Origin of the sequence: Variovorax sp. DAIF25, from assembly GCF_050711835.1 — a bacterium.
In the GTDB taxonomy this organism is placed as follows: domain Bacteria; phylum Pseudomonadota; class Gammaproteobacteria; order Burkholderiales; family Burkholderiaceae_C; genus Variovorax.
Window position 1 is genome coordinate 6,638,804 of sequence record NZ_CP136636.1, and the last position, 23,080, is coordinate 6,661,883.

Sequence of the window (23,080 nt, forward strand, 5' to 3'; positions counted from 1 at the left end):
AAGGGAACAGTCGTCCATGCGCAGCAGCCACCATCGAACGCCGGTCCGCGGCACCACCCGCACCCTTCTTGCCACCGCGCTGGCGCTGGCCCTCGGCCCGCTCGCGGCCGGCGGCGCCCAGGCGCATGGCGGCGCGGCCCACATGGTGCCGCTCAAGAAGACGGTCGAGGATTTCGGCGCCACCGTGCGCTTCGACAGCTTCGCCAACGTCTACACGGTGGCGCGCAACGGCACGCTGGTGCGCATCAAGCCCGGCTCGAAGACCGCGCTGATCAACGGCCAGCCGCTGCAGCTCGACGTGCCGGTGGTGCTGCGCAAGGGCGCGGCCTGGGTGCCGCACGACTTCATCAACCAGGTGTTCCAGTCCAGCCTGGACCGCACCTTCGTGGTCGAGCGCACGCCGAATCCGCTCAATCCGCTGTCGGCCGAGGAGATCCAGGCCGCGCTCGAGACGATCAAGGCCTCGGGCAACTACAGGCCCGGCCTGCGCTTCACCGAGATCAGCCTCAAGCGCCCGCCCAAGGACCAGGTCTGGGCCTTCGCGCTCTCGGGCCAGCCGGTGCGCGCCGCGCGGCAGGCCAGCTTCGTCGCGCTCGATGGCAAGAAGGTGATCGAGGGCAGCATCGACCTCGCGGCACGCAGGCTGCTCGAATGGAAGCCGGTGGAAGGCGCGCACGGCATGGTGCTGCTCGACGACTTCGCCACCGTGCAGAGCGCGATCGAGGCCAGTGCCGACTATGCGAAGGCGCTCGCCACGCGCGGCATCGACGACGTGAAGAAGGTGGTGGCCACGCCGCTGACCGTGGGCTACTTCGACGGCAAGGATTCGCTGCGCCAGGAGGACCGCCTGCTCAAGGTGGTGAGCTACCTCGACGTGGGCGACGGCAACTACTGGGCGCACCCGATCGAGGGCCTGGTGGCGGTGGTCGACCTCGAGCAGAAGAAGGTGCTGAAGATCGAGGACGGCGGGCTGGTGCCGGTGCCGCTCAAGCCCACGCCCTACGACGGCCGCGACCGCGCCGGCATGCCCGCGCCCAAGCCGCTGGAGATCACCGAGCCCGAGGGCAAGAACTACACCATCGCCGGCAACATGCTGCACTGGCGCAACTGGGACTTCCACCTGCGGCTCGACTCGCGCGTGGGCCTGGTGCTCTCGACCGTGACCTACAACGACAAGGGCACCAAGCGCAAGGTGATGTACGAGGGCTCGCTGGGCGGGATGATCGTGCCCTACGGCGACCCCGACACCGGCTGGTACTTCAAGGCCTACCTCGACTCGGGCGAGTACGGCATGGGCACGCTGACCTCGCCGATCGAGCCCGAGAAGGACGCGCCGCAGAACGCCGTGCTGCTCGATGCCACCCTGGCCGACTACACCGGCGCGCCCGTGAAGGTGCCGCGCGCGATCGCGGTCTTCGAGCGCTATGCCGATCCCGAGTTCAAGCACCAGGAGATGGGCAAGCCCAACGTGAGCACCGAGCGGCGCGAACTGGTGGTGCGCTGGATCAGCACGGTGGGCAACTACGACTACCTGTTCGACTGGGTGTTCGCCGAGAACGGCACCATCGGCATCAACGCGGGCGCCACCGGCATCGAGGCCGTGAAGGGCGTGAAGTCGCGCACCATGCAGGACGCGACCGCCGCCGAGGACACGCGCTACGGCACGCTGCTCGATCACCACATCGTCGGCACCACGCACCAGCACATCTACAACTTCCGGCTCGACCTCGACGTGGACGGCGAGAACAACTCGCTGACCGAGGTCGACCCGGTGGTGCTGCCCAACACCCGCGGCGGCCCGCGCACCAGCACCATGCAGACGGTGCAGCGCACGGTGGCGACCGAGCGGCAGGCGGCGCAGAAGTTCGATCCCTCGACGATCCGGCTGCTGAGCAATCCGGCGAAGAACAACAAGGTCGGCAACCCGGTCTCGTACCAGCTCATTCCGTACGCGGGCGGCACGCACCCGATCGCCAAGGGCGCCAACTTCGCGCAGGACGAGTGGATCAACCACCGCCTGAGCTTCATGGACCGCCAGCTCTGGGTGACGCGCTACGACCCCGAGGAGCAGTTCCCCGAGGGCAAGTACCCGAACCGCTCGAACAAGGACACCGGCCTGGGCCAGTTCACCGCCGACGACCAGGCGATCGTGAACACCGACAACGTGGTCTGGCTCACCACCGGCACCACGCACGTCGCGCGCGCCGAGGAGTGGCCGATCATGCCTACCGAGTGGGTGCATGCGCTGCTCAAGCCCTGGAACTTCTTCGACGAGACGCCGACGCTGGGGCTGAACCGGCCGGCCAAGCCTGGCAAGTAAGGAGCTGCTGCATGGCGGACACCGAGGCCATCGGCCGGCTCGAGGACCTGATGACGCTGGCGCCCGAGCTGCAGGCGCCCACCTACCGCCACATGGACCGGCTCTATGCGACGCGCACGATCAAGCGCGGCGCACAGGTCCATCCGCTGCCCGCGGGCCGCGCGGTCGACGTGCGCTACCGCGCGGGCGACGCAGAGTTCGGCATCGATGCGTTCATGGCGCGCAACCGCACGGCGGGCCTGCTGGTGCTCAAGAACGGCCAGGTGGTGCTCGAGCGCCATGCGATGGGCAACGACGCGGCCACGCGCTGGATGTCGTTCTCGGTCGCGAAGTCGATCGCCTCCACGCTCGTAGGCGCGGCGCTGCACGACGGCCTGATCGCGAGCCTGGACGACGCGGTGGTCGCCTACGTGCCCGCGCTGCGCGGCTCGGCCTACGACGGCGTCACGCTGCGGCAGGTGCTGCAGATGAGCTCGGGCGTGGCCTGGAACGAGGACTACCTCGACCCGGCCTCCGACCGCCGCCGCATGCTGCGCGCGCAGCTCGACCAGGACGCGGGCGCGGTGCTGGCCTTCATGGCGACGCTGCCGCGCGTGGCGCCGGCCGGCACGCGCTTCAACTACAGCACCGGCGAGACCTACCTGGTCGGCAGGATCCTGGCCGGCGCGCTGCGCGAGCCGATCGGCGACTACCTGTCGCGCAAGATCTGGGCGCCCTTCGGCATGGAGGCCGATGCCTATTGGCAGCTCGATGCACCGGGCGGCCAGGAGTTCGCGGGCAGCGGCGTCAACGCGACCCTGCGCGACTTCGGCCGCTTCGGCATGTTCATCCTCGGCGGCGGCATGGCCGGCGGACAGCGCGTGCTGCCCGAGGGCTGGCTGGGCGACGCCACGCGCGCCGACCCCGCGCAGCGGCTCGCGCCCGGCACGCTCGAGGGCTACGAGCCGATGGGATACGGCTACCAGTGGTGGACCTTCCCGCGCGGCGCGCAGGCGCTGCCCGAACTCGACGGCGGCCTGTTCGCCGCGCTCGGCATCTTCGGGCAGCAGCTCTACATCCATCCGAAGGAACAGCTCGTGGTCGCGATCCACAGCGCCTGGCCGCAGCCGGTGCACGGGCCGAGCCTGGTCGAGACGCACGCACTGCTGGGCGCGCTGGTGGGCGCCCTGCGCGCCTAGGCCTTATTTCGCCAGCGCCTTCAGCGCCAGCTTGATGCCGTCGCTCACGCTCACGTCCTTCGGCAGTGCCTTGAGCGCGGCGGCCGCTTCCTTGTCGCTGTAGCCCAGCGCCACCAGCGCCTGCAGGATGTCGGCCTGGGCATCGGAAGCCGCGTGCGCGGGCAGGCCGATGTCGGCGCCGAGCTTGCCCTTGAGTTCGAGCAGGAGGCGCTCGGCAATCTTCTTGCCGATGCCGGGCACCTTCACCAGCCGGCCGGCCTCCTGCAGGGTGACGGCCTGCGAGAGCTCGCCCACGCTCATGCCCGAGAGCACGCCCAGCGCGGTGCGCGGGCCCACGCCCGAGATCTTGATGAGCTGGCGGAAGGCGGCGCGCTCCTCGGCGCTGCCGAAGCCGTAGAGGATCTGCGCGTCCTCGCGCACGATGAAGTGCGTGAGCAGCGAGATCTTGGCGCCGACGCCGGGCAGGTTGTAGAAGGTGCTCATCGGCACGTCGACCTCGTAGCCGACGCCGTTGCAGTCGATCACGACCTGCGGCGGATTGCGTTCGGCGAGTATCCCGGTGAGTTTGCCTATCATTGGCGCCCCCCCGACGCTTGCGGCGCTTCCCGCCTTGGGTTGCATTTTCTGGAGCAGGGCCGGTCTTGCATGGGCTACCAATAAAGATGGAAATGGAAACCGCGTGATTCTGCGACACACCTTCGCTCCGCCCAACAACACGCGCCTGGGCCACCTGTGCGGCCCGCTCGACGCCCACCTGCGCCGCATCGAGGAAGCGCTCGCGGTGAAGATCGCGCACCGCCACGAACAGTTCAAGATCGACGGCCCCAAGGTCAACGCGCAGCGCGCGATGGACGTGCTGCAGGCGCTCTACGAGATCGCCCAGCGGCCGATCGACGCGGCGGTGGTGCAGCTCACGCTGGCTGGCGACGGCTCGATGGACGGGGACGTGGACGGCGCGGTCACGCTCGCCACCCGGCGCGCCGACCTGCGCGCGCGCACGCCTACGCAGGGCCTCTACCTCGACAACATCGCCAAGCACGACATCACCTTCGGCATCGGCCCGGCCGGCACCGGCAAGACCTATCTCGCGGTGGCCTGCGCGGTGGATGCGCTCGAGCGCAGCGCGGTGCAGCGCATCGTGCTCACGCGCCCGGCGGTCGAGGCCGGCGAGCGCCTGGGCTTCCTGCCCGGCGACCTGACGCAGAAGGTCGACCCCTACCTGCGGCCGCTGTACGACGCGCTCTACGACCTGATGGGCTTCGAGAAGGTGCAGAAGGCCTTCGAGCGCAACGCGCTGGAGATCGCGCCGCTGGCCTTCATGCGCGGGCGCACGCTCAACAACGCCTTCGTGATCCTCGACGAGGCGCAGAACACCACGCCCGAGCAGATGAAGATGTTCCTCACGCGCATCGGCTTCGGCGCCAAGGCGGTGGTGACGGGCGACGTGAGCCAGATCGACCTGCCCAAGCAGCAGCTCAGCGGCCTGATCGACGCCGAGCGCGTGCTGCGGCGCGTGAACGGCATCGCGATCACGCACTTCACGAGCGCCGACGTGGTGCGCCATCCGCTGGTGGCGCGCATCGTCGACGCCTACGACGGCCAGCGCAAGCGCGCCGGCGCGGGCGGGCACTGAGATGGCGCTGGCCGCACTCACCCTGTCGCTGCAGTTCGGACGCTTCAAGGGCGTGGAACGGCACCGCGCCGCGCTGCCGCGCCACGGCGTGACGCGCTGGATCCGCCATGCGCTCGATGCCGACGCCGAGATCACGGTGCGCATCGTCGATGCCGACGAGGGCCAGCAGCTGAACCGCGAATTCCGCGGCAAGGACTACGCGACCAACGTGCTGACCTTCGACTATGCGCAGACGCCCGTGGTCATGGCCGACCTGGTGCTGTGCGCGCCGGTGGTGGCGCGCGAGGCGAAGGAGCAGCGCAAGACGCTGGCCGCGCACTACGCGCACCTGCTGGTGCACGGCACGCTGCATGCGCAGGGCTGGGACCACGAGACCGGCGAGGAAGACGCCGAGGCGATGGAAGCGCGCGAGATCGAGATCCTCGCGGGGCTGGGCATCCGCGATCCCTACAACCGCTGAGGCCCGCACACCGATGACCATGGATGACACCGACCCGTGGCTCGTGCGCTGGCTGCCGCTGCTGGCCGAATGCGCGGGCGCCGACCCGGTGCTCGAGCTGGGCTGCGGCGACGGCCGCGACAGCGCCACGCTGGCGGCCGCGGGGCTGCGCGTGGAGGCGATCGAGCTGTCGGCACGGGCGGCGGATGCGGCGCGCGAGCGGCGCCTGGCGGGCGTGCGCGTGCACGACCAGGATTTCCGCGCGCCCTTTCCTCTGGCCGAGGGGCAGCGCATCGGCGTCGTGCTCGCGAGCCTGTCGCTGCACTACTTCGAATGGGAGCAGACGCTGGAACTGGTCGAGCGCATCCATGCGCTGCTGCGGCCCGGCGGCGTGCTGCTGTGCCGGCTCAACTCGGTCAACGACCGGCACTACGGCGGCCGCGGCCCGGGGCGCGCGGACGAGGACAACCTCTACCTCGTCGATGGCGCGCCGAAGCGCTTCTTCGAGCGCGGCACGGTGCAGCGGCTGTTCGCGCGCGGCTGGCGCATCGCGCAGCTCGAGGAGCTGAGCATAGCCCGCTACGAGCACCCGAAGGTGGCGTGGGAAGCGCTGCTGCGGCGCGACTGAACCAGGGGGCGCCGCCCTCAGCTCATCTGCAGCGGAATCGTGACCGGCCCGTCGTTGAGCAGGTGCACCTGCATGTCGGCGCCGAACTCGCCCGTGGCCACCACGGGATGCGCGGCGCGCGCCCGGGCGACGAAGTAGTCATAGAGCCGGCGGCCCTCGTCGGGTGGCGCCGCGAGCGTGAAGCTCGGGCGGTTGCCGCCGCTGACGTCGGCCGCGAGCGTGAACTGGCTCACCACCAGCAGGCCGCCGCCGATGTCCTGCACGCTGCGGTTCATCTTGCCGGCCGCGTCGGAAAAGATGCGCAGCTTGAGCATCTTGGCGAGCATGCGGTCGGCCGCGGCGTCGGTGTCGCCGCGCTCGGCGCACAGCAGCACGAGCAGGCCGGCGCCGATCTCGCCGACGGTGCGGCCCGCGATGTCGACGCGCGCCTGCGCCACGCGCTGAAGCACTGCTTTCATGGATGGGATTCCTCGGGGGTGTCTGACGGAAGCTGGGTGGCGCGGGCTTCCATGCCCAGCGGCAGCAGCTGGATGGTCACGCGCAGGCCGGGCACGGCGTCCATCAGGACCTGCTCGAGCGCATCGCGCAGGGCGGCGGCGCGCTCCAGGGTCCAGTCGCCGGGCACGTGCATGTGCAGGTCGGCGAAGCGGCGCTGGCCAGCGCTGCGCGTGAAGATGTCGTCGAAGCGCAGCCGGCCGCCCTCGGGCACGCCGGCGGCGAAGCGCTCGAGCGTGGCGCGCAGCAGCGCCTGGGTCTCGGGCTCGAGCGCCTGGTCCATCAGGCCCTGCGAGGAACGCCAGACCAGCTTCACGCCCTCGCGCGCGATGTTGAGCGCCACGCCGATGGCCAGCAACGGGTCGAGCCAGAGCCAACCGGTGAAATGCACGGCGACGATGCCCACCAGCACGGCGGCCGAGGTCCAGACGTCGGCCATCAGGTGGCGCGCGTCGGCCTCGAGCGCGATCGAGCGGCGGGCCTGGGCGGCGCGGAACAGCAGCCACGCGAGCCCGGCGTTGAGGCCCGAGCTGACGATCGACAGCGCGAGGCCCCAGCCGAGCTGCTCGAGCGGCTGCGGCGCCAGCAGCCGCTGCACCGAGACCCAGAAGATGGCGATGGCCGCGCCCACGATCAGGATGCCCTCGAAGCCCGAGGAGAAGTACTCGGCCTTGTGGTGGCCGTACGGATGGCCCTCGTCGGCCGGGCGCTCCGCGATCGTCACCATGGCCAGCGCGAAGGTGGCGCTGGCCAGGTTGACGAAGGACTCCATGGCGTCCGAGATCAAGCCCATCGAATGGGTGATGTAGCCCGCGAGGCCCTTGAGCACAATCGTGACCAGGGCCACCGCGATGGAGGCCCTCAGCAATGTCTTGGGTGTGAGATTCATGCGTGCCCGGACGGCGATGACGGCGACAAGCGACAGGAAAAACGGTAAAAGGCCGCAGATAGGCGCCGAATTATCATGTTCGTGTCCAGGTGTAACGCCTTCGCATTAATAATTGTGTCCGCCCCGAAACAGTTCGCGGAAAACCCGATGATGCACAAGAAATTCCTCCTGCCCCTGCTGGGCTGCGCGCTGCTTGGCGCCGCGGCGATCTCGCAGGCGCAGACCGCCCCGAGCACTCCGGCCGCCGCGCCGGCCCCCACCACGGCCGCTCCCACCACGGCGGCCCCCGAGCGCCAGGCCGGCTTCGTGAAGTCGGTGCGTGGCGACGTCAAGCTGCTGAGCGCCGCCGCCACCGCCCGCAACGCAGTGCCCGGCGACGCCCTGGCCTCGGTCGACCGGATCGTGACCGGCCCCGACTCCTCGGCCGCGGTCGTGCTGCGCGACGACACCACGCTGGTGGTCGGCCCCTCCTCGCGGCTCGACCTCAAGCAGTTCCACTTCGACGCCACCACCCACGAAGGCGGGCTGCTCGTTTCGCTGCTGCGCGGCTCGATGCGCATGATCACCGGCCTGATCGGCAAGACCAACCCCGACGCGGTGCGCGTCGAGACGCAGACGGCGACCATCGGCATCCGCGGCACCGACTTCATCGTCCAGACCGACGGCCAGCCATGATGCGTTCCGGTTCCAGTTCCCTCGTTTCCTCCCGCCTGCGCTTCCTCGGTGCCGCGTTGCTGGTCGCGCTGCTCGCGGCCTGTTCCTCGCCCGCCACCCGCGTGGTGCTGCTGCCGCAGGCCGACGGCTCCGCCTCGGCGGTGGTGGTGCGCGCCAAGAACGGCGAGGAGGTGCTCTCGCAGCCCTACCAGCGCGCCACGGCCAAGCAGGGCGCCTCGGGCGCGCCGGTGGTCGACGCCGCCGATGCGGCCAAGGTGCAGGCCGAGAACAAGCCGCTGTTCGACATGCGTCCGCCGCCGTCGCAACGCTACACGGTGTACTTCGAGCTCGGCACCATCACGCTGACGGCCGCCTCGCAGAAGATCATGGAAGAGGCGCTGGCCGCCGCGCAGGCGCGCCCGGGCGGCGACATCGTCGTGGTCGGCCACACCGACACCAAGGGCACGCTGCAGAACAACGACGCCCTCTCGCGCCGCCGCGCGCAGGAAGTGGCCCAGCTCTTCATCGAGCGCCGCTTCCCCGCCAACCGCATCGAGGCCGCGGGCCGCGGCGAACGCGAACTGGCGGTGCCGACGGCCGACGAGGTCGACGAGCCGCGCAACCGGCGCGTGACGATCGAAGTGCGCTGAGGCGCGCCCCTCGCGCAAAAAAGGCCGGGATCGACCCGGCCTTTTTTCTTGGGAGCGCCCCGGCTCAGGACAAGGTCACGCGCGCGAACTTGCGCTTGCCGACCTGCACCACGTAGCTGCCGGCCGGCAGCTTGAGCCCCTTGTCGCTGACCACCGCGCCGTCGATGCGCACGCCGCCGCCGTCGATCAGGCGGTTGCCCTCGCCGGACGAGGCCGCGAGGTTGGCCTGCTTGAGCAGCTGGCCGATGCCCAGCGGGGCGCCGGCCAAAGTCACTTCGGGGATCTCGTCGGGCACGCCGCCCTTGCTGCGGTTGACGAAATCCTGCTCGGCCGCCTCGGCCGCCGCGGGGCTGTGGAAGCGCGCCGTGATCTCCTTGGCGAGCGCGACCTTGGCGTCCTTCGGATTGCGGCCGCCCTCGATCTCGGCCTTGAGCGCGGCGATCTCCTCGAGCGAACGGAAGCTCAGCAGCGTGTACCAGCGCCACATCAGGTCGTCGGAAATCGACAGCACCTTGGCGTACATGGTGTTGGCGTCTTCGCTGATACCGATGTAGTTGTTCTTGCTCTTGGACATCTTCTCGACGCCATCGAGCCCTTCCAGCAGCGGCATAGTGAGTATGCACTGCGGTTCCTGGCCGTACTCCTGCTGCAGGTGCCGGCCCACGAGCAGGTTGAACTTCTGGTCGGTGCCGCCGAGCTCGAGGTCGCTCTTGAGCGCCACCGAGTCGTAGCCCTGCATCAGCGGGTAGAGGAACTCGTGCACCGAGATCGACTGGCCGGCCTTGAAGCGCTTGTTGAAGTCGTCGCGCTCCATCATCCGCGCCACCGTGTACTTGGCGGCCAGCTGGATCATGCCGCGCGCGCCCAGCGGGTCGCTCCATTCGGAGTTGTAGCGGATCTCGGTCTTCTCGGGATCGAGCACCAGGCTGGCCTGCTTGTAGTAGGTCTGGGCGTTGGCCTCGATCTGCTCGCGCGTGAGCGGCGGACGCGTGCTGTTGCGGCCCGAGGGGTCGCCGATGGTGGTGGTGAAGTCGCCGATCAGGAAGATCACGCGGTGCCCCAGGTCCTGGAGCTGGCGCATCTTGTTGAGCACCACCGTGTGGCCGATGTGGATGTCGGGCGCGGTCGGGTCCAGCCCGAGCTTGATGCGCAGCGGGGTTCCGCTGGCTTCGGAGCGTTGCAGCTTGCGAACCCACTCGTCCTGGGGGAGCAGTTCGTCAGCCCCCCGGAGGGAGATTTCGAGCGCGCGTCCTACACTATTTGAAAGGTCCATGGATGTAACAGATTCGGCGTTCATGGGCTTTTTTTGGCTGACTTTTTGAGTGCGGAAGCTATACTCGCCCGACTTTTTCAAGCGCCGGATTCTAAGCGGCGCTTTTTCCGCACCGTCCTGCCGCCCTGACCGCTCTGGGCTCTGCAGCGCGGATCTGCAGAAACCTGAGCTGGAATTCATAGTTTGATCAACGGCATTCTTGCCGCCGAGGAGCTTCTCGCTTCTCGCGTGGCTTATACGTTCCGGACCTACCCCAAGCAGATCACCGCGATCATCGCGGCGGCTCTGCTGAGCGCCGGAACCCTCGCCGTGGCTTCGCTCGGACCCGACGCCTCGGACCTCCCGGTCCATCAGGTGCTCGAAGCCACTTCCGCCCCCCTGTCGTTCGCCGAACAGGCCACGTCGCTCGAGGACTTCAGCTTCACGCTGTTCCGCACCGACGTCACCCGCTCGAGCGACACCGCCGAGGCGCTGCTCAAGCGCCTGGGCATCTCCGACCCGGCCGCCAGCGCCTTCGTGCGCGGCAGCGGCGAGGCCCGTTCCGCGCTGTTCGCGCGCGCCGGCCGCACCGTGACCGCCGAGGCCACGCAGGACAACCAGCTCAAGAAGCTCAGCGCACGCTGGATTCCCGACGGCGACGGCGGCTTCAAGCGCTTCGTGATCGAACGCACGCCCGTGGGCTTCGTGGCCCTGACCGAGCGCGACACCCTCACGCCGGGCGCCCGCTTGGCCAGCGGCACCATCCGCAGCTCGCTGTTCGCCGCCACCGACGAAGCGCGCATCCCCGATGGCGTCGCGAGCCAGTTGGCCGACATCTTCGCGGGCGACGTCGACGTGCGCCAACTGCGCAAGGGCGACCGCTTCGCCGTGGTCTACGAGACCTTCGAGGCCGACGGCCAGGCGCTGCGCAGCGGCCGCGTGCTCTCGGCCGAGTTCGAGAACAACGGCAAGATCCACCAGGCCGTGTGGTTCCAGCCGCCGGGCGCGGGCCAGAAGGGCAGCTACTACCGCCCGAACGGCGACAGCCTGCGCAAGGCCTACCTGGCGACGCCGGTGGAATTCACGCGCGTGTCGAGCGGCTTCGCGATGCGCATGCATCCGATCCTCAACAGCTGGCGCCAGCACAACGGCATCGACTACGCGGCGCCCACCGGCACCGCCGTGCGCACGGTCGGCGACGGCACGGTCGACTTCGCCGGCACGCAGAACGGCTACGGCAACATCGTCATCATCAACCACCGCAACAACCAGCAGACGGCCTATGCGCACCTGAGCCGCATCGACGTCAAGGCCGGCCAGAGCGTGAGCCAGGGCCAGACCGTCGGCGCCGTGGGCTCCACGGGCTGGGCCACCGGTCCGCACCTGCACTTCGAATTCCGGGTCAACGGCGTCTACCAGAACCCGACCTCGATCGCGCAGGAAGGCGGCGCCCCGATCACCGCCGCGATGCGCCCGGCCTTCGAGCGCATCGCCGTCGGCGCGCGCAACGAACTGGCCGCCGCGTTCTCGGTGGTGCAGGCCAGCGCGGACTGAGCGCCGCGCTCCTCCTCTCTATATAGAAGCGCCGGCGCATCCGGCAGCTCCCCCAGCTCCATGGCCACCGGCGATCTCTACATCGGACTGATGTCGGGCACCTCGCTCGATGGCGTGGACGGCGTGCTCGCCGACTTCTCCGACGGCGGGATCTCGGTCACCGGCTACGCCACCGCCCCCTTTCCGGTCGGCCTGCGCGGCGAGCTGATGGCCCTCAACACCCCGGGCGACAACGAACTGCACCGCGCGGCGCTCGCCGGCAACGGGCTGGCGCGCGTCTACGCGGGCGTGGTCGAGCAACTGCTGGCCGATGCCGGCCTCGAACCCGGCGCGGTGCGTGCCGTCGGCGTGCACGGCCAGACCGTGCGCCACCGGCCCGGCGAATTCGACGAGGTCGGCTACACGCTGCAGCTCAACAACCCCTCGCTGCTGGCCGAGCTCTGCGGCATCGACGTGGTGGCCGACTTCCGCAGCCGCGACCTCGCGGCCGGCGGCCAGGGCGCACCGCTGGTGCCGGCCTTCCACCGGGCGCTGTTCGCCGGGCCCGGCGAGCCGATCGCGGTGCTGAACCTCGGCGGCATCTCGAACCTGAGCCTGCTGCCGGCCAGCGACGCGCCCGAGGGCGCGGTGGTGCTGGGCTTCGACTGCGGCCCCGGCAATGCGCTGATGGACCACTGGTGCCAGCGCTACCACGGCCAGCCCTTCGACCTCGACGGCCAGTGGGCCGCGAGCGGCAAGGTGCTGCCCGAACTGCTCGCGCGGCTGCAGGGCGAGCCCTTCTTCGCCAAGGCCCCGCCCAAGAGCACGGGGCGCGACCTGTTCAATCCCGAATGGCTGGCCGCGCACGTGGGCACCGGCGCGGCCGACGCCCCGGTCGATGTGCAGGCGACGCTGGCCGAGCTGACGGCCAGCACCTGCGCGGCAGACCTCCTGCGCTACGGCAACGAGAGCAAGCTGCTGATCGTCTGCGGCGGCGGCGCGCTCAACGGCCACCTGCTGTCGCGGCTGCGCGCCCTGCTGCCGGGCATTGCCGTGGTGGCCTCGAACGAACGCGGCCTGCCGCCGCAGCAGGTCGAGGCGGCCGCCTTCGCCTGGCTGGCGCGCGCCACGGTGCGGCGCGAGAGCGGCAACCTCGCCAGCGTGACCGGCGCGCGCGGCGCGCGCGTGCTGGGCGCGATCTACCCGGCCTGACTCAGCCCTGGCCCGAGACCTCGGGCTGCGCGGGCCGTGGCGCCCGCACTTCCGCCGGCAGATGCCAGAAGATGAGCGCCGAAGCCACCGTGATCAGGCCCATGCTCGCAAAGGTCGCCTGGAAGGCATCGAGCGTGCGCACCGCGGTGTCGGTGCCGAAGATGCCGTTGTAGCCCGCCAGCACCGCGCCCGCGGCGGCCACGCCCATGCTCATCGCGAGCATCTGCACCATCGACAGCAGGCTGTTGCCGCTGCTGGCCATGCTGCCGTCGAGGTCCTTGAGGGTGATGGTGTTCATCGCGGTGAACTGCAGCGAATTGACCGCGCCGAAGAACAGCAGCTGCAGCACGTGCAGCGCGACGGGCTGGCCCGGCGCCGTGAGGCCGAAACTGGCCATCGCGAGCCCCACCAGCACCGTGTTGACCACCAGCACCTGGCGGTAGCCGTGGCGCGTGATCAGCGAGGTGGCAAAGCGCTTCATCGCCATGCCGGCCAGCGCCACCGGCAGCATCATCAGCCCCGCGCGGACCGGCGAATAGCCCATCGACACCTGCAGCAGCAGCGGCACCAGGAAGGGCATGCAGCTGCTGCCCAGGCGCGAGAACAGGTTGCCGAGCAGGCCGATGCTCAGGGTCGGCACCTTGAACAGCGAGGGCGCGAACAGCGGCTCGGGCGTGCGCGCCGCGCGCAGCCAGTAGGCCGCCACGCTCGCGAAGCCGAAGACCAGCACCACCATCACGCCGCCCTGGCGCAGGCCGAGCTCGGCCACGCCGTCGAGCGAGAGCGAGATCGCCACCATGCCGAAGGCCAGCAGGCCGTAGCCCACGCCATCGAAGCGCCGCAGCGCGGCACCGCGCAGGTCGGGCATGAAGCGCAGGGTGGCGATGCAGCCGGCCAGGCCCACCGGCACGTTGATCAGGAAGATCCAGTGCCACGAGGCGTACTGCACCAGCCAGCCGCCCAGCGTGGGCCCGAGCAGCGGGCCGATCAGGCCGGGAATGGCCACGAAGCTCATCGCCTGCAGGAATTCGCCGCGCGGCACGGTGCGCAGCAGCGCCAGCCGCCCCACCGGCAGCAGCAGCGCGCCGCCGAGCCCCTGCACCACGCGCGCGGCCACCAGCTGGCCCAGCCCGTGCGAGAGCGCGCACAGCACCGAGCCCAGCGCGAACAGCACGATGGCCGCGAAGAACACGCGCCGGGTGCCGAAGCGGTCGGCGATCCAGCCCGAGGCCGGGATCAGCATCGCCATCGTCAGTGCATAGGCCACCACCACCGACTGCATGCGCAGCGGGCTCTCGCCGAGGCTGGCCGCCATCGCCGGCAGCGCCGTGTTGATGATGGTGGCATCCAGCGTCTGCATGAAGAAGCCCACCGCCACGAGCCACAGCAGGCTCTTGCGGGCGGGGGCGACGGCGGTGTTGGCTACGGCGGTGTCGGGCGGCATGGGCGGGGATGGAGGCGCAAAGCAAAAAGCCGCCCGGAGGCGGCTTGGTGGGGGGATGGTGCGCTGCGGGCAGGCACCATCGGTCGGATCAGGCCGAGAAGCTGGAGCCGCAGCCGCAGGTGCTGGTGGCGTTCGGGTTCTTGATCACGAACTGGGCGCCCTGCAGGTCTTCCTTGTAGTCGATCTCGGCGCCGACCAGGTACTGGTAGCTCATGGCATCGATCAGCAGCGACACGCCGTTCTTGGTCATGGTCGTGTCGTCTTCGTTGGTGATCTCGTCGAAGGTGAAGCCGTACTGGAAGCCCGAGCAGCCGCCACCCTGGACGAACACGCGCAGCTTGAGGTCGGGATTGCCCTCTTCGGCGATCAGGTCGGCCACCTTGGCGGCCGCGCTGTCGGTGAAGACGATCGGTTCGGGCATCTGGGTCTGGATGTTTTCGGCAAGGGCGCTCATGAGGGGAAACTCCTGGAGAGGGGCCGGAACATGCGGCCAAGGGAGGGAATGCTACTGCAATGCGGGCTTTGGAGCCGGGGCTGCAGGCGGTGCACCCAATGCAAGTGGGGTCGCAACCACACGAGGGCAAGGCCGGCTCGAGCCGCGATGCCCATGAAAAAACCGCCCGAAGGCGGTTTTCTCGGCAGGCCGAAGGCTGGAGATCAGCGCTTCGAGAACTGCTTGCGGCGGCGTGCGGAGTGCAGACCGACCTTCTTACGTTCGACTTCACGCGCGTCGCGGGTGACGAAGCCGGCCTGGCTCAGCACCGGCTTGAGGCTCGCGTCGTAGTCGATCAGCGCGCGGGTGATGCCGTGGCGGGTTGCGCCGGCCTGACCCGATTCGCCACCGCCGTGCACGTTCACCATGACGTCGAAGGCTTCGAGGTTGTTCGTCAGCGCCAGCGGTTGCTTGGCGATCATGATCGAGGTCTCGCGGCCGAAGAACGCTTGGATGTCCTTGCCGTTGACCGTGATCTTGCCGGTGCCCTTCTTCAGGAACACGCGAGCGACGCTGGATTTGCGACGGCCGGTGCCGTTGTTCCATTCACCAATCATTCTCAAGGCTCCTTACAGTTCCAGCACTTTGGGCTGTTGGGCGGTGTGCGGATGCTCTGCACCACCGTACACCTTGAGTTTCTTGATCATGGCGTAGCCGAGCGGGCCCTTGGGCAGCATGCCCTTGACGGCCTTTTCCAGCGCGCGGCCGGGGTGCTTCGACTGCATGTCGCGGAAGTTCGTCGCCGTGATGCCGCCCGGGTAACCCGAGTGACGGTAGTACACCTTGTCGATGGACTTGGCGCCGGTGACGCGCAGCTGTGCTGCATTGATGATGACGATGAAGTCACCGGTATCGACGTGAGGCGTATAAATGGCCTTGTGCTTGCCGCGCAGACGGAGGGCAACTTCGCTGGCTACCCGTCCGAGGACCTTGTCGGTCGCGTCAATCACAAACCACTCGTGCTTCACGTCAGCGGGTTTTGCGCTGAACGTGGTCATGAGATTTCTCTTTTCAAAAGAGGGTTTGGCGGGCCCTTTTCCACGGTCGGTTTTCCTCTGGTGGGAATCTCTTAGGTGGTGGAAGTACTTCGCCGCGGGGCCACAAAAACGCTGCGAAGCCCGCGATTATACGAAGAATCGGGGTTGGCGGGCAATTTTCCGGCCGGACGCCTCCCGACGCCCGGTTCGCCTCAGCGCCAGACCCGCACCAGTTCCAGCGTTTCCCGGGCCATCCCCAGGTAGACGCGACGGTATTCGGCCTCGAAACGGACCACCCGCGCCATGTCCGGCGAGTAGTAGGCCGTCGCCTTGAAAGGCAGCGCCTGCGCCGGCCCATTGCCCACGGCGGCGAACATCCAGCCCTGGTAGGCGATCTGCTGCACGGTCAGGTCCGCCCCGTCGACGGTGAGGCGGCTGGTGCCGACCACCGAGGCATCGAGCTCGAAGCGCGCCTTCTCGCCGTTGGAGGCGGTGTATTCGCTGCGCCAGCGCATGCCCGGCGCGAGCGCCGGCCGACCCCACCCATCGGGCGGCGAGGCCGAGTCGAACAGCCCGCCGGCCGGCGAGGACACCGAGACGAGCTGGCCATCGGCCTTCTCGATCCTGGCCCCCTGGTTGAACAGGATGCGGTCGCCGTCGATGCGGTCGACGCGGTAGTGCACCGGCGTGCGGACCTGCGTGAAGCCGTCGATCAACGCGTATTCGAGCGAATTGCCCTGGCGGAGCGCGAGAGGGCCCTGGGGCTTCGCGGCCGCGAGAGCCGGCGACGACGCAGCAACGGGAGGCGTCGGCGCTGGCGCTGGAGGAGATGCCGGCAACGGCGCGGCAACGGGCGTCGCCGCCACGACCGCCGACTCCTCCTTGCGCTCGGCCGTGGCCGGCAGATTCGACCGCACCACGGTGCCCGCCGCCACGGTGTTGTCGCGGTGATCGCCACGGTCGTAGAGGCGGTCCTCGCCGAACACCAGCCGGACCCAGGTCGGGTAGGTGTAGGCCGCGCCGGTGCCCACGTCGACGGCCGCGCCCAGCACCCCGCCGAGCAGGATGTTGCCGGCCAGCCCGGCATTGGCGCGCGACACCGCCTGGCCCGTGGCCGCGGGCTGGCCGCTCAGCTCGCAACGCATCATCAGGTTGCCGCCCGAGCGGCGCACCAGGGCGCTCTGCCCCGACAGCACCGAAGCGCTGCCCTTGTCGTTCGACAGCCGGCAATCGGCCCCCACCAGGGTCTCTCCCTTCGCGGTGAAGGTCTCGACCTTCACCGGCTGCTCGGTGCCCTGGGTGACCGACGCGCACCCCGTCAAAATAGACAGCACGCCCGCACCCACGCACAAGCCCCAGAATCTCCACCCTGCTCCACGCATTTGCGCCCCTCTTGTTAATTAATGTTTCCGGCGCGCGAGTCTAGCGATGCCGCCGGATGCATGCCTCCACCTTTTAGGTACTTTTTCTCATGTTCAGCTACCGCCACGCCTTCCATGCCGGCAATCACGCCGACGTGCTCAAGCACATGGTGCTGATCGCCACGCTCGATCACATGCTCGAAAAGGAGACCGCCCTGACGGTGGTCGACACGCACGCGGGCGCGGGCCTGTACCGGCTCGATGGCGACTACGCGGGCACCAGCGGCGAGGCCGCCGAGGGCGTGCTGCGCCTGGTCGCCGACCCCAAGGCCGCGCCGGCCCCGGCGGCCGCCCCCGCGACGACGGCGGCCGCCAAGAAGGCGGCCAAGGAAGCCGAGGCTCCGCTGGCCGATGCGCTCGCGCGCTACCTCGAGGTGATCCACGACTTCAATGCCAAGGGCGGCGCCCGCGTCTATCCGGGCTCGCCGTTCATCGTGCAGCACCTGCTGCGCGACCACGACCGGCTCAAGCTGTTCGAGCTGCATCCCACCGACAGCCGCACGCTCACGGCCAACATCGCGCAGCTCGAGGCCGGACGCCAGATCGCGGTGCTGCACGAGGACGGCTTCGGCAGCGCGACCAAGTTCCTGCCGCCGCCCTCGCGGCGCGCGCTGGTGCTGATGGACCCGAGCTACGAGCTCAAGACCGACTACGGCCGGGTGCTCGATTTCGCGGCCGAGGCGCTCAAGCGCTTCGCCACCGGCACCTACGCGGTCTGGTACCCGATCATTCCGCGGCCCGAGGCGCACGACCTGCCGCGCCGCCTCAAGACGCTGGCCACCAAGGCCGGCAAGTCCTCGCTCAATGTCACGCTGACGGTCAAGTCGAGCAAGATCACGACCGCGCCCAGCGGCGAAACGCGCCGCCCGGGCCTGCCGGCCAGCGGCATGTTCCTGATCAACCCGCCCTATACGCTGAAGCCGCTGCTCGAGGCCGCGCTGCCGCAGCTGGTGCAGAAGCTGGGACAGGACCGCAACGCCGGCTTCACGGTCGAAGCCGCGGGCTGATCCGCGCGGCGGCCGTTCAGCGCCGCCGTACCGGCGCGCGCCGCACCGGCGCCTTGCGGGCCGCCGCGGGCTGGGCCTGCGGCCGCACCGGCGCCACGTCGAGCGACGGCGTGTCGGTCTCGCCCGGCTGCGCCAGTTCGCCATCGCAGCGCATGCCTTCGCGGTCGATGACGGTCAGCGCCACCTGCTTGATGCCCAGGCTCGCGAGCCCGATGCGGTCGGCCGCGGCGCGGCTCAGGTCGATCACGCGGCCCTGCGTGTAGGGGCCGCGGTCGTTCACGCGCACCAGCACTTCCTTGCCGTTGACGAGGCTGCGCACGCACACGCGTGTGTTGAAGGGCAGGGTCTTGTGCGCGGCCGTCAGGGCGCCCATGTCGAAGCGCTCGCCGCTGGCGGTGCGGCGCTGGTGGAACTGGATGCCGTACCACGAGGCCCCGCCGCGCTCGAAGATCTCGCCACGCGGTTCGTCGCCCGGCAGGCCGTCGGCGGGCAGTTCATCGGGCCCGGTCACCGCGAGGTCGTAGCGCACCGAGGGCACGTTCGAACGCGGCTCGGCGCCGGGCGGCACGGTCAACTGGCGCGGGATCGGCGACAGGCTCTCCTGCGCCACGGTGCCCGACGCCGCGCCGCCCTCGGTCGCCGGCGGCATGGCGCAGCCCGCGAGCGCGCAGGTGCAGGCCACGAGCGCGGCGCGAAGCCCCGCGCGCAGCGAGCCTGGCGCCCGCGCCGCCCCTCTCAATCCAGGCGCTCCAGGACAGCCAGCGTGGCCGCCGACTGGTTCATCGTGTAGAAGTGCAGCGCCGGCACGCCGCCCTCGCGCAGCCGCGCGCACAGGTCGGTCACGACATCGAGGCCGAAGGCCTTGATCGAGGCCGTGTCGTCGCCGAAGGCCTGCAGCCGCAGCCGGATCCAGCGCGGGATCTCGGCGCCGCAGGCGTCCGAGAAGCGCATCAGCTGCGTCGAGCTGGTGATCGGCATGATGCCGGGCACGATCGGCGTGTCGATGCCGAGCGCGCGCGCCTCGTCGACGAAGCGGAAGTAGGCGTCGGCGCTGAAGAAGTACTGCGTGATCGCCGAATCGGCGCCGGCCTTCACCTTGGCCGCGAAGGCCTGCAGGTCGGCCTCGGGCGAACGCGCCTGCGGATGCACCTCGGGATAGCAGGCCACCTCGATGTGGAAGTCACGGCCGGTCGCTTCGCGAATGAAGGCCACGAGGTCGCTCGCGTACTGGAACTCGCCGCCGGCGCCGTAGCCGCTGGGCAGGTCGCCGCGCAGCGCGACCAGGCGCTTCACGCCCATGGCCTTGAGCTCGGCGAGCTGCGCGCGCACCGTCTCGCGCGTGGCGCCGATGCACGAGAAATGGCTGGCCGCGTCCACGCCCTCGGACAGGATCTCCTGCACCGCGCCGAAGGTGCCCTGGTGGGTGGAGCCGCCCGCGCCGTAGGTGACCGAGCAGAACTCGGGCTTGCGCGCATAGAGCTGCTGGCGTGCCGCGCGCAGCTTGACCGCGCCTTCGGGCGTCTTGGTCGGGAAGAATTCGAAACTCAGCGGAAGGCGCACCTGCGTCTCCTTAGGAACCGCCCGCGCCCGTCGCGCGCACGGCGTGAATGAAAAACTCGCGGTTGCCGTCGCCGCCGGCGATCGGGCTGTCGAACCAGCGCAGCACGCGCAACTCGAGCGCGGCGCAGGCGTCGCGCAGGCGCTTCTCGACGATCTCGTACATCGCCGCGTCGCGCACGATGCCGCCCTTGCCGACCTGGCCCGGCTGCAGTTCGAACTGCGGCTTGACCAGCATCAGCAATTGGCCGTCGTCCGCGAGGAACTGCACCACGGCCGGCAGCACCAGCGTGAGCGAGATGAACGACAGGTCGCCGACGATCAGGTCGAAGCGCTCGGCGAAAGGCTCCTCGCCCTCTTCCTGCAGGTCGTCGGCCGAAAGCGCGCGCGCATTGACGCCTTCGATGGCAAGCACACGCGCGTCCTCGCGCAGCTTCGCATGCAGCTGCCCGTGGCCGACATCGACGCCCACCACCCGGGCGGCGCCGCGCTGCAGCAGGCAGTCGGTGAAACCGCCGGTCGACTGGCCCACGTCGAGGCACAGCTTGCCGGCGGCATCGACGCCGCTGGCCTCGAGCGCGCCTTCGAGCTTGAGCCCGCCGCGCGAGACATAGCGCGCCTCGGCCGCATCGTCGAGCTCGAGCTCGGCCGACTCGGGCACCTCGTCGCGGTTCTTCACGACCGAACGCCACGCATCGGTCGAGCCCGCATCGCGCCAGCGCATGCCGCCGGCGATGAGCCGCACGGCCTGCGAGCGCGAGGCGGCGAGGCCGCGTTCCACCAGCAACTGGTCGGCTCGCATGCGCGGCGATCAGTAGCGGTAGCTGTCCGGCTTGTAGGGGCCGTTCTTGCTCACGCCGATGTAGGCGGCCTGGGCGTCGGTCAGCTCGGTGAGCATGGCGCCGACCTTCTTCAGGTGCAGGCGCGCGACCTTCTCGTCGAGGTGCTTGGGCAGCACGTAGACCTTGCCGGCCTGGTAGGCGTCGGGCTTGGTGAACAGCTCGATCTGGGCGATGGTCTGGTTCGCGAACGACGACGACATCACGAAGCTCGGGTGGCCCGTGCCGCAGCCCAGGTTCACGAGGCGGCCCTTGGCCAGCAGGATGATCTTCTTGCCGTCGGGGAAGGTGATGTGGTCGACCTGCGGCTTGATCTCTTCCCATTCGTACTTCTCGATCGACGCGACGTCGATCTCGTTGTCGAAGTGGCCGATGTTGCAGACGATGGCCTGGTCCTTCATCTTCGCCATCGTGTCGTGCGTGATGACGTCCTTGTTGCCGGTGGTGGTCACGAAGATGTCGGCCTTGTCGGCCGCGTATTCCATCGTCACGACCTTGTAGCCTTCCATCGCGGCCTGCAGCGCGTTGATCGGGTCGATCTCGGTGACCCACACCTGCGCCGACAGCGCGCGCAGCGCCTGGGCCGAGCCCTTGCCCACGTCGCCGTAGCCGGCCACGCAGGCCACCTTGCCGGCGATCATCACGTCGGTCGCGCGCTTGATGCCGTCGACCAGCGATTCGCGGCAGCCGTAGAGGTTGTCGAACTTGCTCTTGGTGACCGAGTCGTTGACGTTGATGGCGCGGAACAGCAGCGTGCCCTTGGCGCTCATCTCGTTGAGGCGGTGCACGCCGGTGGTGGTTTCCTCGGTCACGCCGATGATCTCGGCCGACTTGCGCGTGTACCAGGTCGCATCGACGGCCAGCTTGGCCTTGATCGCGGCGAAGAGGATGCGCTCTTCCTCGCTGCCCGGGTTGGCGATCACGCCCAGGTCCTTCTCGGCGCGCTGGCCCAGGTGCATCAGCAGCGTGGCATCGCCGCCGTCGTCCAGGATCATGTTCGGGCCTTCGCCCTTCGAGTCCTTGGGACCGAAGTCGAAGATGGCGTGGGTGTAGTCCCAGTAGTCCTTGAGCGACTCGCCCTTGATCGCGAACACCGGCGTGCCCGACGCGGCGATCGCGGCGGCCGCGTGGTCCTGCGTCGAGAAGATGTTGCACGAGGCCCAGCGCACCTGCGCGCCGAGGGCCTGCAGCGTTTCGATCAGCACCGCAGTCTGGATCGTCATGTGCAGCGAGCCGGTGATGCGCGCGCCCTTGAGCGGCTGGCTCTTGGCGAATTCCTCGCGGATGGCCATCAGGCCGGGCATCTCGGTTTCGGCGATGCGGATTTCCTTGCGGCCCCAGGCAGCGAGGGAGAGGTCGGCGATCGCCTGGTCGGCGGACGAAACAGGGGTGGGCTTGAGAACAGCGCTCATGTGAAGTGAACTCCAGAACTGTGTTTGAACGAGGCCACTGCGTCGGGGGAAAAAGACTCACCGCGAGAACAGCGGATGAGCGTGGTTGCGATGGGTCCGAGCCTCACGCCTGGCGGCGCTGCAACGCTCCTCGGAAGCGGCGGATTGTAGACGTGCCGGACACGGGCGCCAACGGCCGGGGCTTCCCACATCACGGAACGCGAGGGCGCGCCAACACCCCGCGTCATGCAGGGCTCAGAGTCGAGGCGTACAACGCTGCCTGCATTCCTTTTCCGCGAAAGCCCCTCCGATGCGTTCATCCCGCCTTTCCCCTCCCTCGTCGTCCAGCGCGCGCCGCGCGCTCTGCACGGCGGCCCTGCTCGGCCTCGCCACTCTGCCGGGCCTGTCCTTCGCGCAGCAGGCGCAGGCCGCGCAACCCGTGGTGCGCGTGCGCGGCACGCTGGTCTACGCCGATGCGAGCAAGCTCGTCGTCAAGGACCGCGGCGGCGAGGTCGTGAGCCTCGCGCGGCCCGCGGACATGTCGCTGTCGGAGGTCTATCGCATCAAGCTGTCCGACATCAAGAAGGGCAGCTTCATCGGCACCGCCGCGATGCCGCAGGCCGACGGCTCGCAGAAGGCGCTCGAGGTGGTGGTGTTCCCCGAGGCCGCGCGCGGCACCGGCGAGGGCCACTATCCCTGGGACCTGCAACCGCAGAGCACCATGACCAACGCCACCGTGGCCGACCTCGCGGCCGCGCCGCGCTCGGTGCGCGGCGGGCAGCAGCTGCGCCTGTCCTACAAGGGCGGCGAGAAGACCGTGATCGTGCCGCGCGACGTGCCGGTCGTGACCTTCCGCGCCGGCACCGAGGCGCTGCTGGTGCCGGGCGCCAAGGTGCTGGTCAATGCGCAGGAGCGCAACGGCACGCCGACCGCGCTGCGCGTGGTGGCCGGCCGCGACGGCTTCACGCCGCCGATGTAAGCCGTTGCCGCTACCCGCCGGCGCTCCAGCGAGCGCCGGTGCCGCGGCGCACACCATCCCTTCGGGAAATCCCCCAGGCAAATCCGCGG

At 69.4% G+C, this 23,080-nt stretch carries 24 protein-coding genes and 1 riboswitch; of the genes, 11 read left to right on the forward strand and 13 right to left on the reverse strand.

The features are described from left to right. Positions 1-16: 16 nt before the first annotated feature. Positions 17-2,320: a primary-amine oxidase gene (gene tynA, locus R0232_RS30735; protein ID WP_431510505.1), complete on the forward strand. Its 2,304-nt coding sequence runs from the start codon at positions 17-19 to the stop codon at positions 2,318-2,320. Positions 2,321-2,331: 11 nt separating this feature from the next. Beyond that, complete coding sequence (locus R0232_RS30740; protein WP_431510506.1) at positions 2,332-3,498, forward strand: serine hydrolase domain-containing protein; 1,167 nt, start codon at positions 2,332-2,334, stop codon at positions 3,496-3,498. 3 nt (positions 3,499-3,501) lie between these two features. Here the strand turns inward: R0232_RS30740 and ruvA are convergent, their stop codons facing one another. After that, on the reverse strand, positions 3,502-4,074 hold the full coding sequence (gene ruvA / locus R0232_RS30745) for a Holliday junction branch migration protein RuvA (protein WP_093348037.1): 573 nt from the start codon (positions 4,072-4,074) through the stop codon (positions 3,502-3,504). A 103-nt stretch (positions 4,075-4,177) separates the two neighbouring features. On the opposite strand from ruvA, the gene R0232_RS30750 reads away from it, so the two are divergent. Genes R0232_RS30750 through R0232_RS30760 form a run of 3 tightly spaced genes read left to right on the forward strand, consistent with a single transcriptional unit; the run spans position 4,178 to position 6,198 of the window. Then, positions 4,178-5,131 carry a PhoH family protein gene (locus R0232_RS30750; RefSeq protein ID WP_208513858.1) on the forward strand — a complete coding sequence of 318 codons (954 nt, stop codon included), beginning with the start codon at positions 4,178-4,180 and terminating at the stop codon, positions 5,129-5,131. Between the two features lies 1 nt (position 5,132). Continuing rightward, the gene (gene ybeY, locus R0232_RS30755) at positions 5,133-5,591 is read left to right on the forward strand and encodes an rRNA maturation RNase YbeY (protein ID WP_431510507.1); all 459 of its coding nucleotides are present in this window, start codon (positions 5,133-5,135) and stop codon (positions 5,589-5,591) included. Between the two features lie 19 nt (positions 5,592-5,610). After that, positions 5,611-6,198 (forward strand): class I SAM-dependent methyltransferase, encoded by a 588-nt coding sequence (locus tag R0232_RS30760; RefSeq protein WP_431510508.1) that lies wholly within the window; start codon positions 5,611-5,613, stop codon positions 6,196-6,198. A 17-nt stretch (positions 6,199-6,215) separates the two neighbouring features. Here R0232_RS30760 and dtd read toward each other — a convergent pair whose 3' ends face one another. Both dtd and R0232_RS30770 read right to left on the reverse strand, forming a co-directional pair. Further along, the gene (dtd, locus tag R0232_RS30765; protein ID WP_431510509.1) at positions 6,216-6,656 is read right to left on the reverse strand and encodes a D-aminoacyl-tRNA deacylase; all 441 of its coding nucleotides are present in this window, start codon (positions 6,654-6,656) and stop codon (positions 6,216-6,218) included. Beyond that, complete coding sequence (locus R0232_RS30770) at positions 6,653-7,582, reverse strand: cation diffusion facilitator family transporter (RefSeq protein ID WP_431510510.1); 930 nt, start codon at positions 7,580-7,582, stop codon at positions 6,653-6,655. The genes dtd and R0232_RS30770 overlap by 4 nt, the downstream gene beginning before the upstream one ends. Positions 7,583-7,729: 147 nt before the next feature. Between R0232_RS30770 and R0232_RS30775 the strand changes: the two genes are divergently transcribed. Together R0232_RS30775 and R0232_RS30780 are read left to right on the forward strand one after the other, a co-directional pair. Further along, positions 7,730-8,257 (forward strand): FecR family protein, encoded by a 528-nt coding sequence (locus tag R0232_RS30775; RefSeq protein WP_431510511.1) that lies wholly within the window; start codon positions 7,730-7,732, stop codon positions 8,255-8,257. Beyond that, positions 8,254-8,886, forward strand: coding sequence for an OmpA family protein (locus R0232_RS30780; protein ID WP_256222743.1), 633 nt, complete (start codon positions 8,254-8,256; stop codon positions 8,884-8,886). Before R0232_RS30775 ends, R0232_RS30780 begins: the two co-directional genes overlap by 4 nt. Before the next feature lie 64 nt (positions 8,887-8,950). Here the strand turns inward: R0232_RS30780 and tyrS are convergent, their stop codons facing one another. Next, complete coding sequence (gene tyrS / locus R0232_RS30785; RefSeq protein WP_093348051.1) at positions 8,951-10,183, reverse strand: tyrosine--tRNA ligase; 1,233 nt, start codon at positions 10,181-10,183, stop codon at positions 8,951-8,953. A 159-nt stretch (positions 10,184-10,342) separates the two neighbouring features. Between tyrS and R0232_RS30790 the strand changes: the two genes are divergently transcribed. Together R0232_RS30790 and R0232_RS30795 are read left to right on the forward strand one after the other, a co-directional pair. Further along, entirely contained in the window at positions 10,343-11,692 is a 1,350-nt protein-coding gene (locus R0232_RS30790) for a peptidoglycan DD-metalloendopeptidase family protein (RefSeq protein WP_208509875.1), read from the forward strand. 60 nt (positions 11,693-11,752) lie between these two features. Continuing rightward, on the forward strand, positions 11,753-12,883 hold the full coding sequence (locus tag R0232_RS30795; protein ID WP_296781113.1) for an anhydro-N-acetylmuramic acid kinase: 1,131 nt from the start codon (positions 11,753-11,755) through the stop codon (positions 12,881-12,883). A gap of 1 nt (position 12,884) precedes the next feature. On the opposite strand, the gene mdtD is transcribed toward R0232_RS30795, so the two are convergent. The 5 genes from mdtD to R0232_RS30820 all read right to left on the reverse strand — a co-directional run bounded on the left by mdtD (position 12,885) and on the right by R0232_RS30820 (position 17,077). Beyond that, on the reverse strand, positions 12,885-14,327 hold the full coding sequence (gene mdtD, locus R0232_RS30800) for a multidrug transporter subunit MdtD (RefSeq protein ID WP_093348058.1): 1,443 nt from the start codon (positions 14,325-14,327) through the stop codon (positions 12,885-12,887). 88 nt (positions 14,328-14,415) lie between these two features. Next, entirely contained in the window at positions 14,416-14,781 is a 366-nt protein-coding gene (erpA, locus tag R0232_RS30805; RefSeq protein ID WP_093348061.1) for an iron-sulfur cluster insertion protein ErpA, read from the reverse strand. A 203-nt stretch (positions 14,782-14,984) separates the two neighbouring features. Then, positions 14,985-15,377 (reverse strand): 30S ribosomal protein S9, encoded by a 393-nt coding sequence (gene rpsI / locus R0232_RS30810; protein ID WP_093348063.1) that lies wholly within the window; start codon positions 15,375-15,377, stop codon positions 14,985-14,987. 12 nt (positions 15,378-15,389) lie between these two features. After that, positions 15,390-15,818, reverse strand: coding sequence for a 50S ribosomal protein L13 (gene rplM, locus R0232_RS30815; protein ID WP_057590758.1), 429 nt, complete (start codon positions 15,816-15,818; stop codon positions 15,390-15,392). Between the two features lie 191 nt (positions 15,819-16,009). Next, entirely contained in the window at positions 16,010-17,077 is a 1,068-nt protein-coding gene (locus R0232_RS30820; RefSeq protein WP_431510512.1) for a hypothetical protein, read from the reverse strand. 191 nt (positions 17,078-17,268) lie between these two features. On the opposite strand from R0232_RS30820, the gene R0232_RS30825 reads away from it, so the two are divergent. Beyond that, a complete protein-coding gene (locus tag R0232_RS30825; protein ID WP_431510513.1) occupies positions 17,269-18,225 on the forward strand; it encodes a 23S rRNA (adenine(2030)-N(6))-methyltransferase RlmJ in 957 nt (318 codons plus the stop codon). 16 nt (positions 18,226-18,241) lie between these two features. On the opposite strand, the gene R0232_RS30830 is transcribed toward R0232_RS30825, so the two are convergent. From R0232_RS30830 to ahcY, 4 genes are read right to left on the reverse strand one after another with little or no spacing between them, the layout of a single operon-like run. Further along, positions 18,242-18,907 (reverse strand): septal ring lytic transglycosylase RlpA family protein, encoded by a 666-nt coding sequence (locus tag R0232_RS30830; protein WP_431510514.1) that lies wholly within the window; start codon positions 18,905-18,907, stop codon positions 18,242-18,244. Positions 18,908-18,960: 53 nt separating this feature from the next. Beyond that, complete coding sequence (metF, locus tag R0232_RS30835; protein ID WP_431510515.1) at positions 18,961-19,785, reverse strand: methylenetetrahydrofolate reductase [NAD(P)H]; 825 nt, start codon at positions 19,783-19,785, stop codon at positions 18,961-18,963. A 10-nt stretch (positions 19,786-19,795) separates the two neighbouring features. Further along, entirely contained in the window at positions 19,796-20,584 is a 789-nt protein-coding gene (locus tag R0232_RS30840; protein WP_431510516.1) for a TlyA family RNA methyltransferase, read from the reverse strand. A gap of 9 nt (positions 20,585-20,593) precedes the next feature. After that, positions 20,594-22,033, reverse strand: coding sequence for an adenosylhomocysteinase (ahcY, locus tag R0232_RS30845; RefSeq protein WP_093348078.1), 1,440 nt, complete (start codon positions 22,031-22,033; stop codon positions 20,594-20,596). Between the two features lie 70 nt (positions 22,034-22,103). Continuing rightward, positions 22,104-22,171, reverse strand: a riboswitch (S-adenosyl-L-homocysteine riboswitch). 151 nt (positions 22,172-22,322) lie between these two features. On the opposite strand from ahcY, the gene R0232_RS30850 reads away from it, so the two are divergent. Then, positions 22,323-22,991 (forward strand): hypothetical protein, encoded by a 669-nt coding sequence (locus tag R0232_RS30850; RefSeq protein WP_431510517.1) that lies wholly within the window; start codon positions 22,323-22,325, stop codon positions 22,989-22,991. Positions 22,992-23,080: the final 89 nt, after the last annotated feature.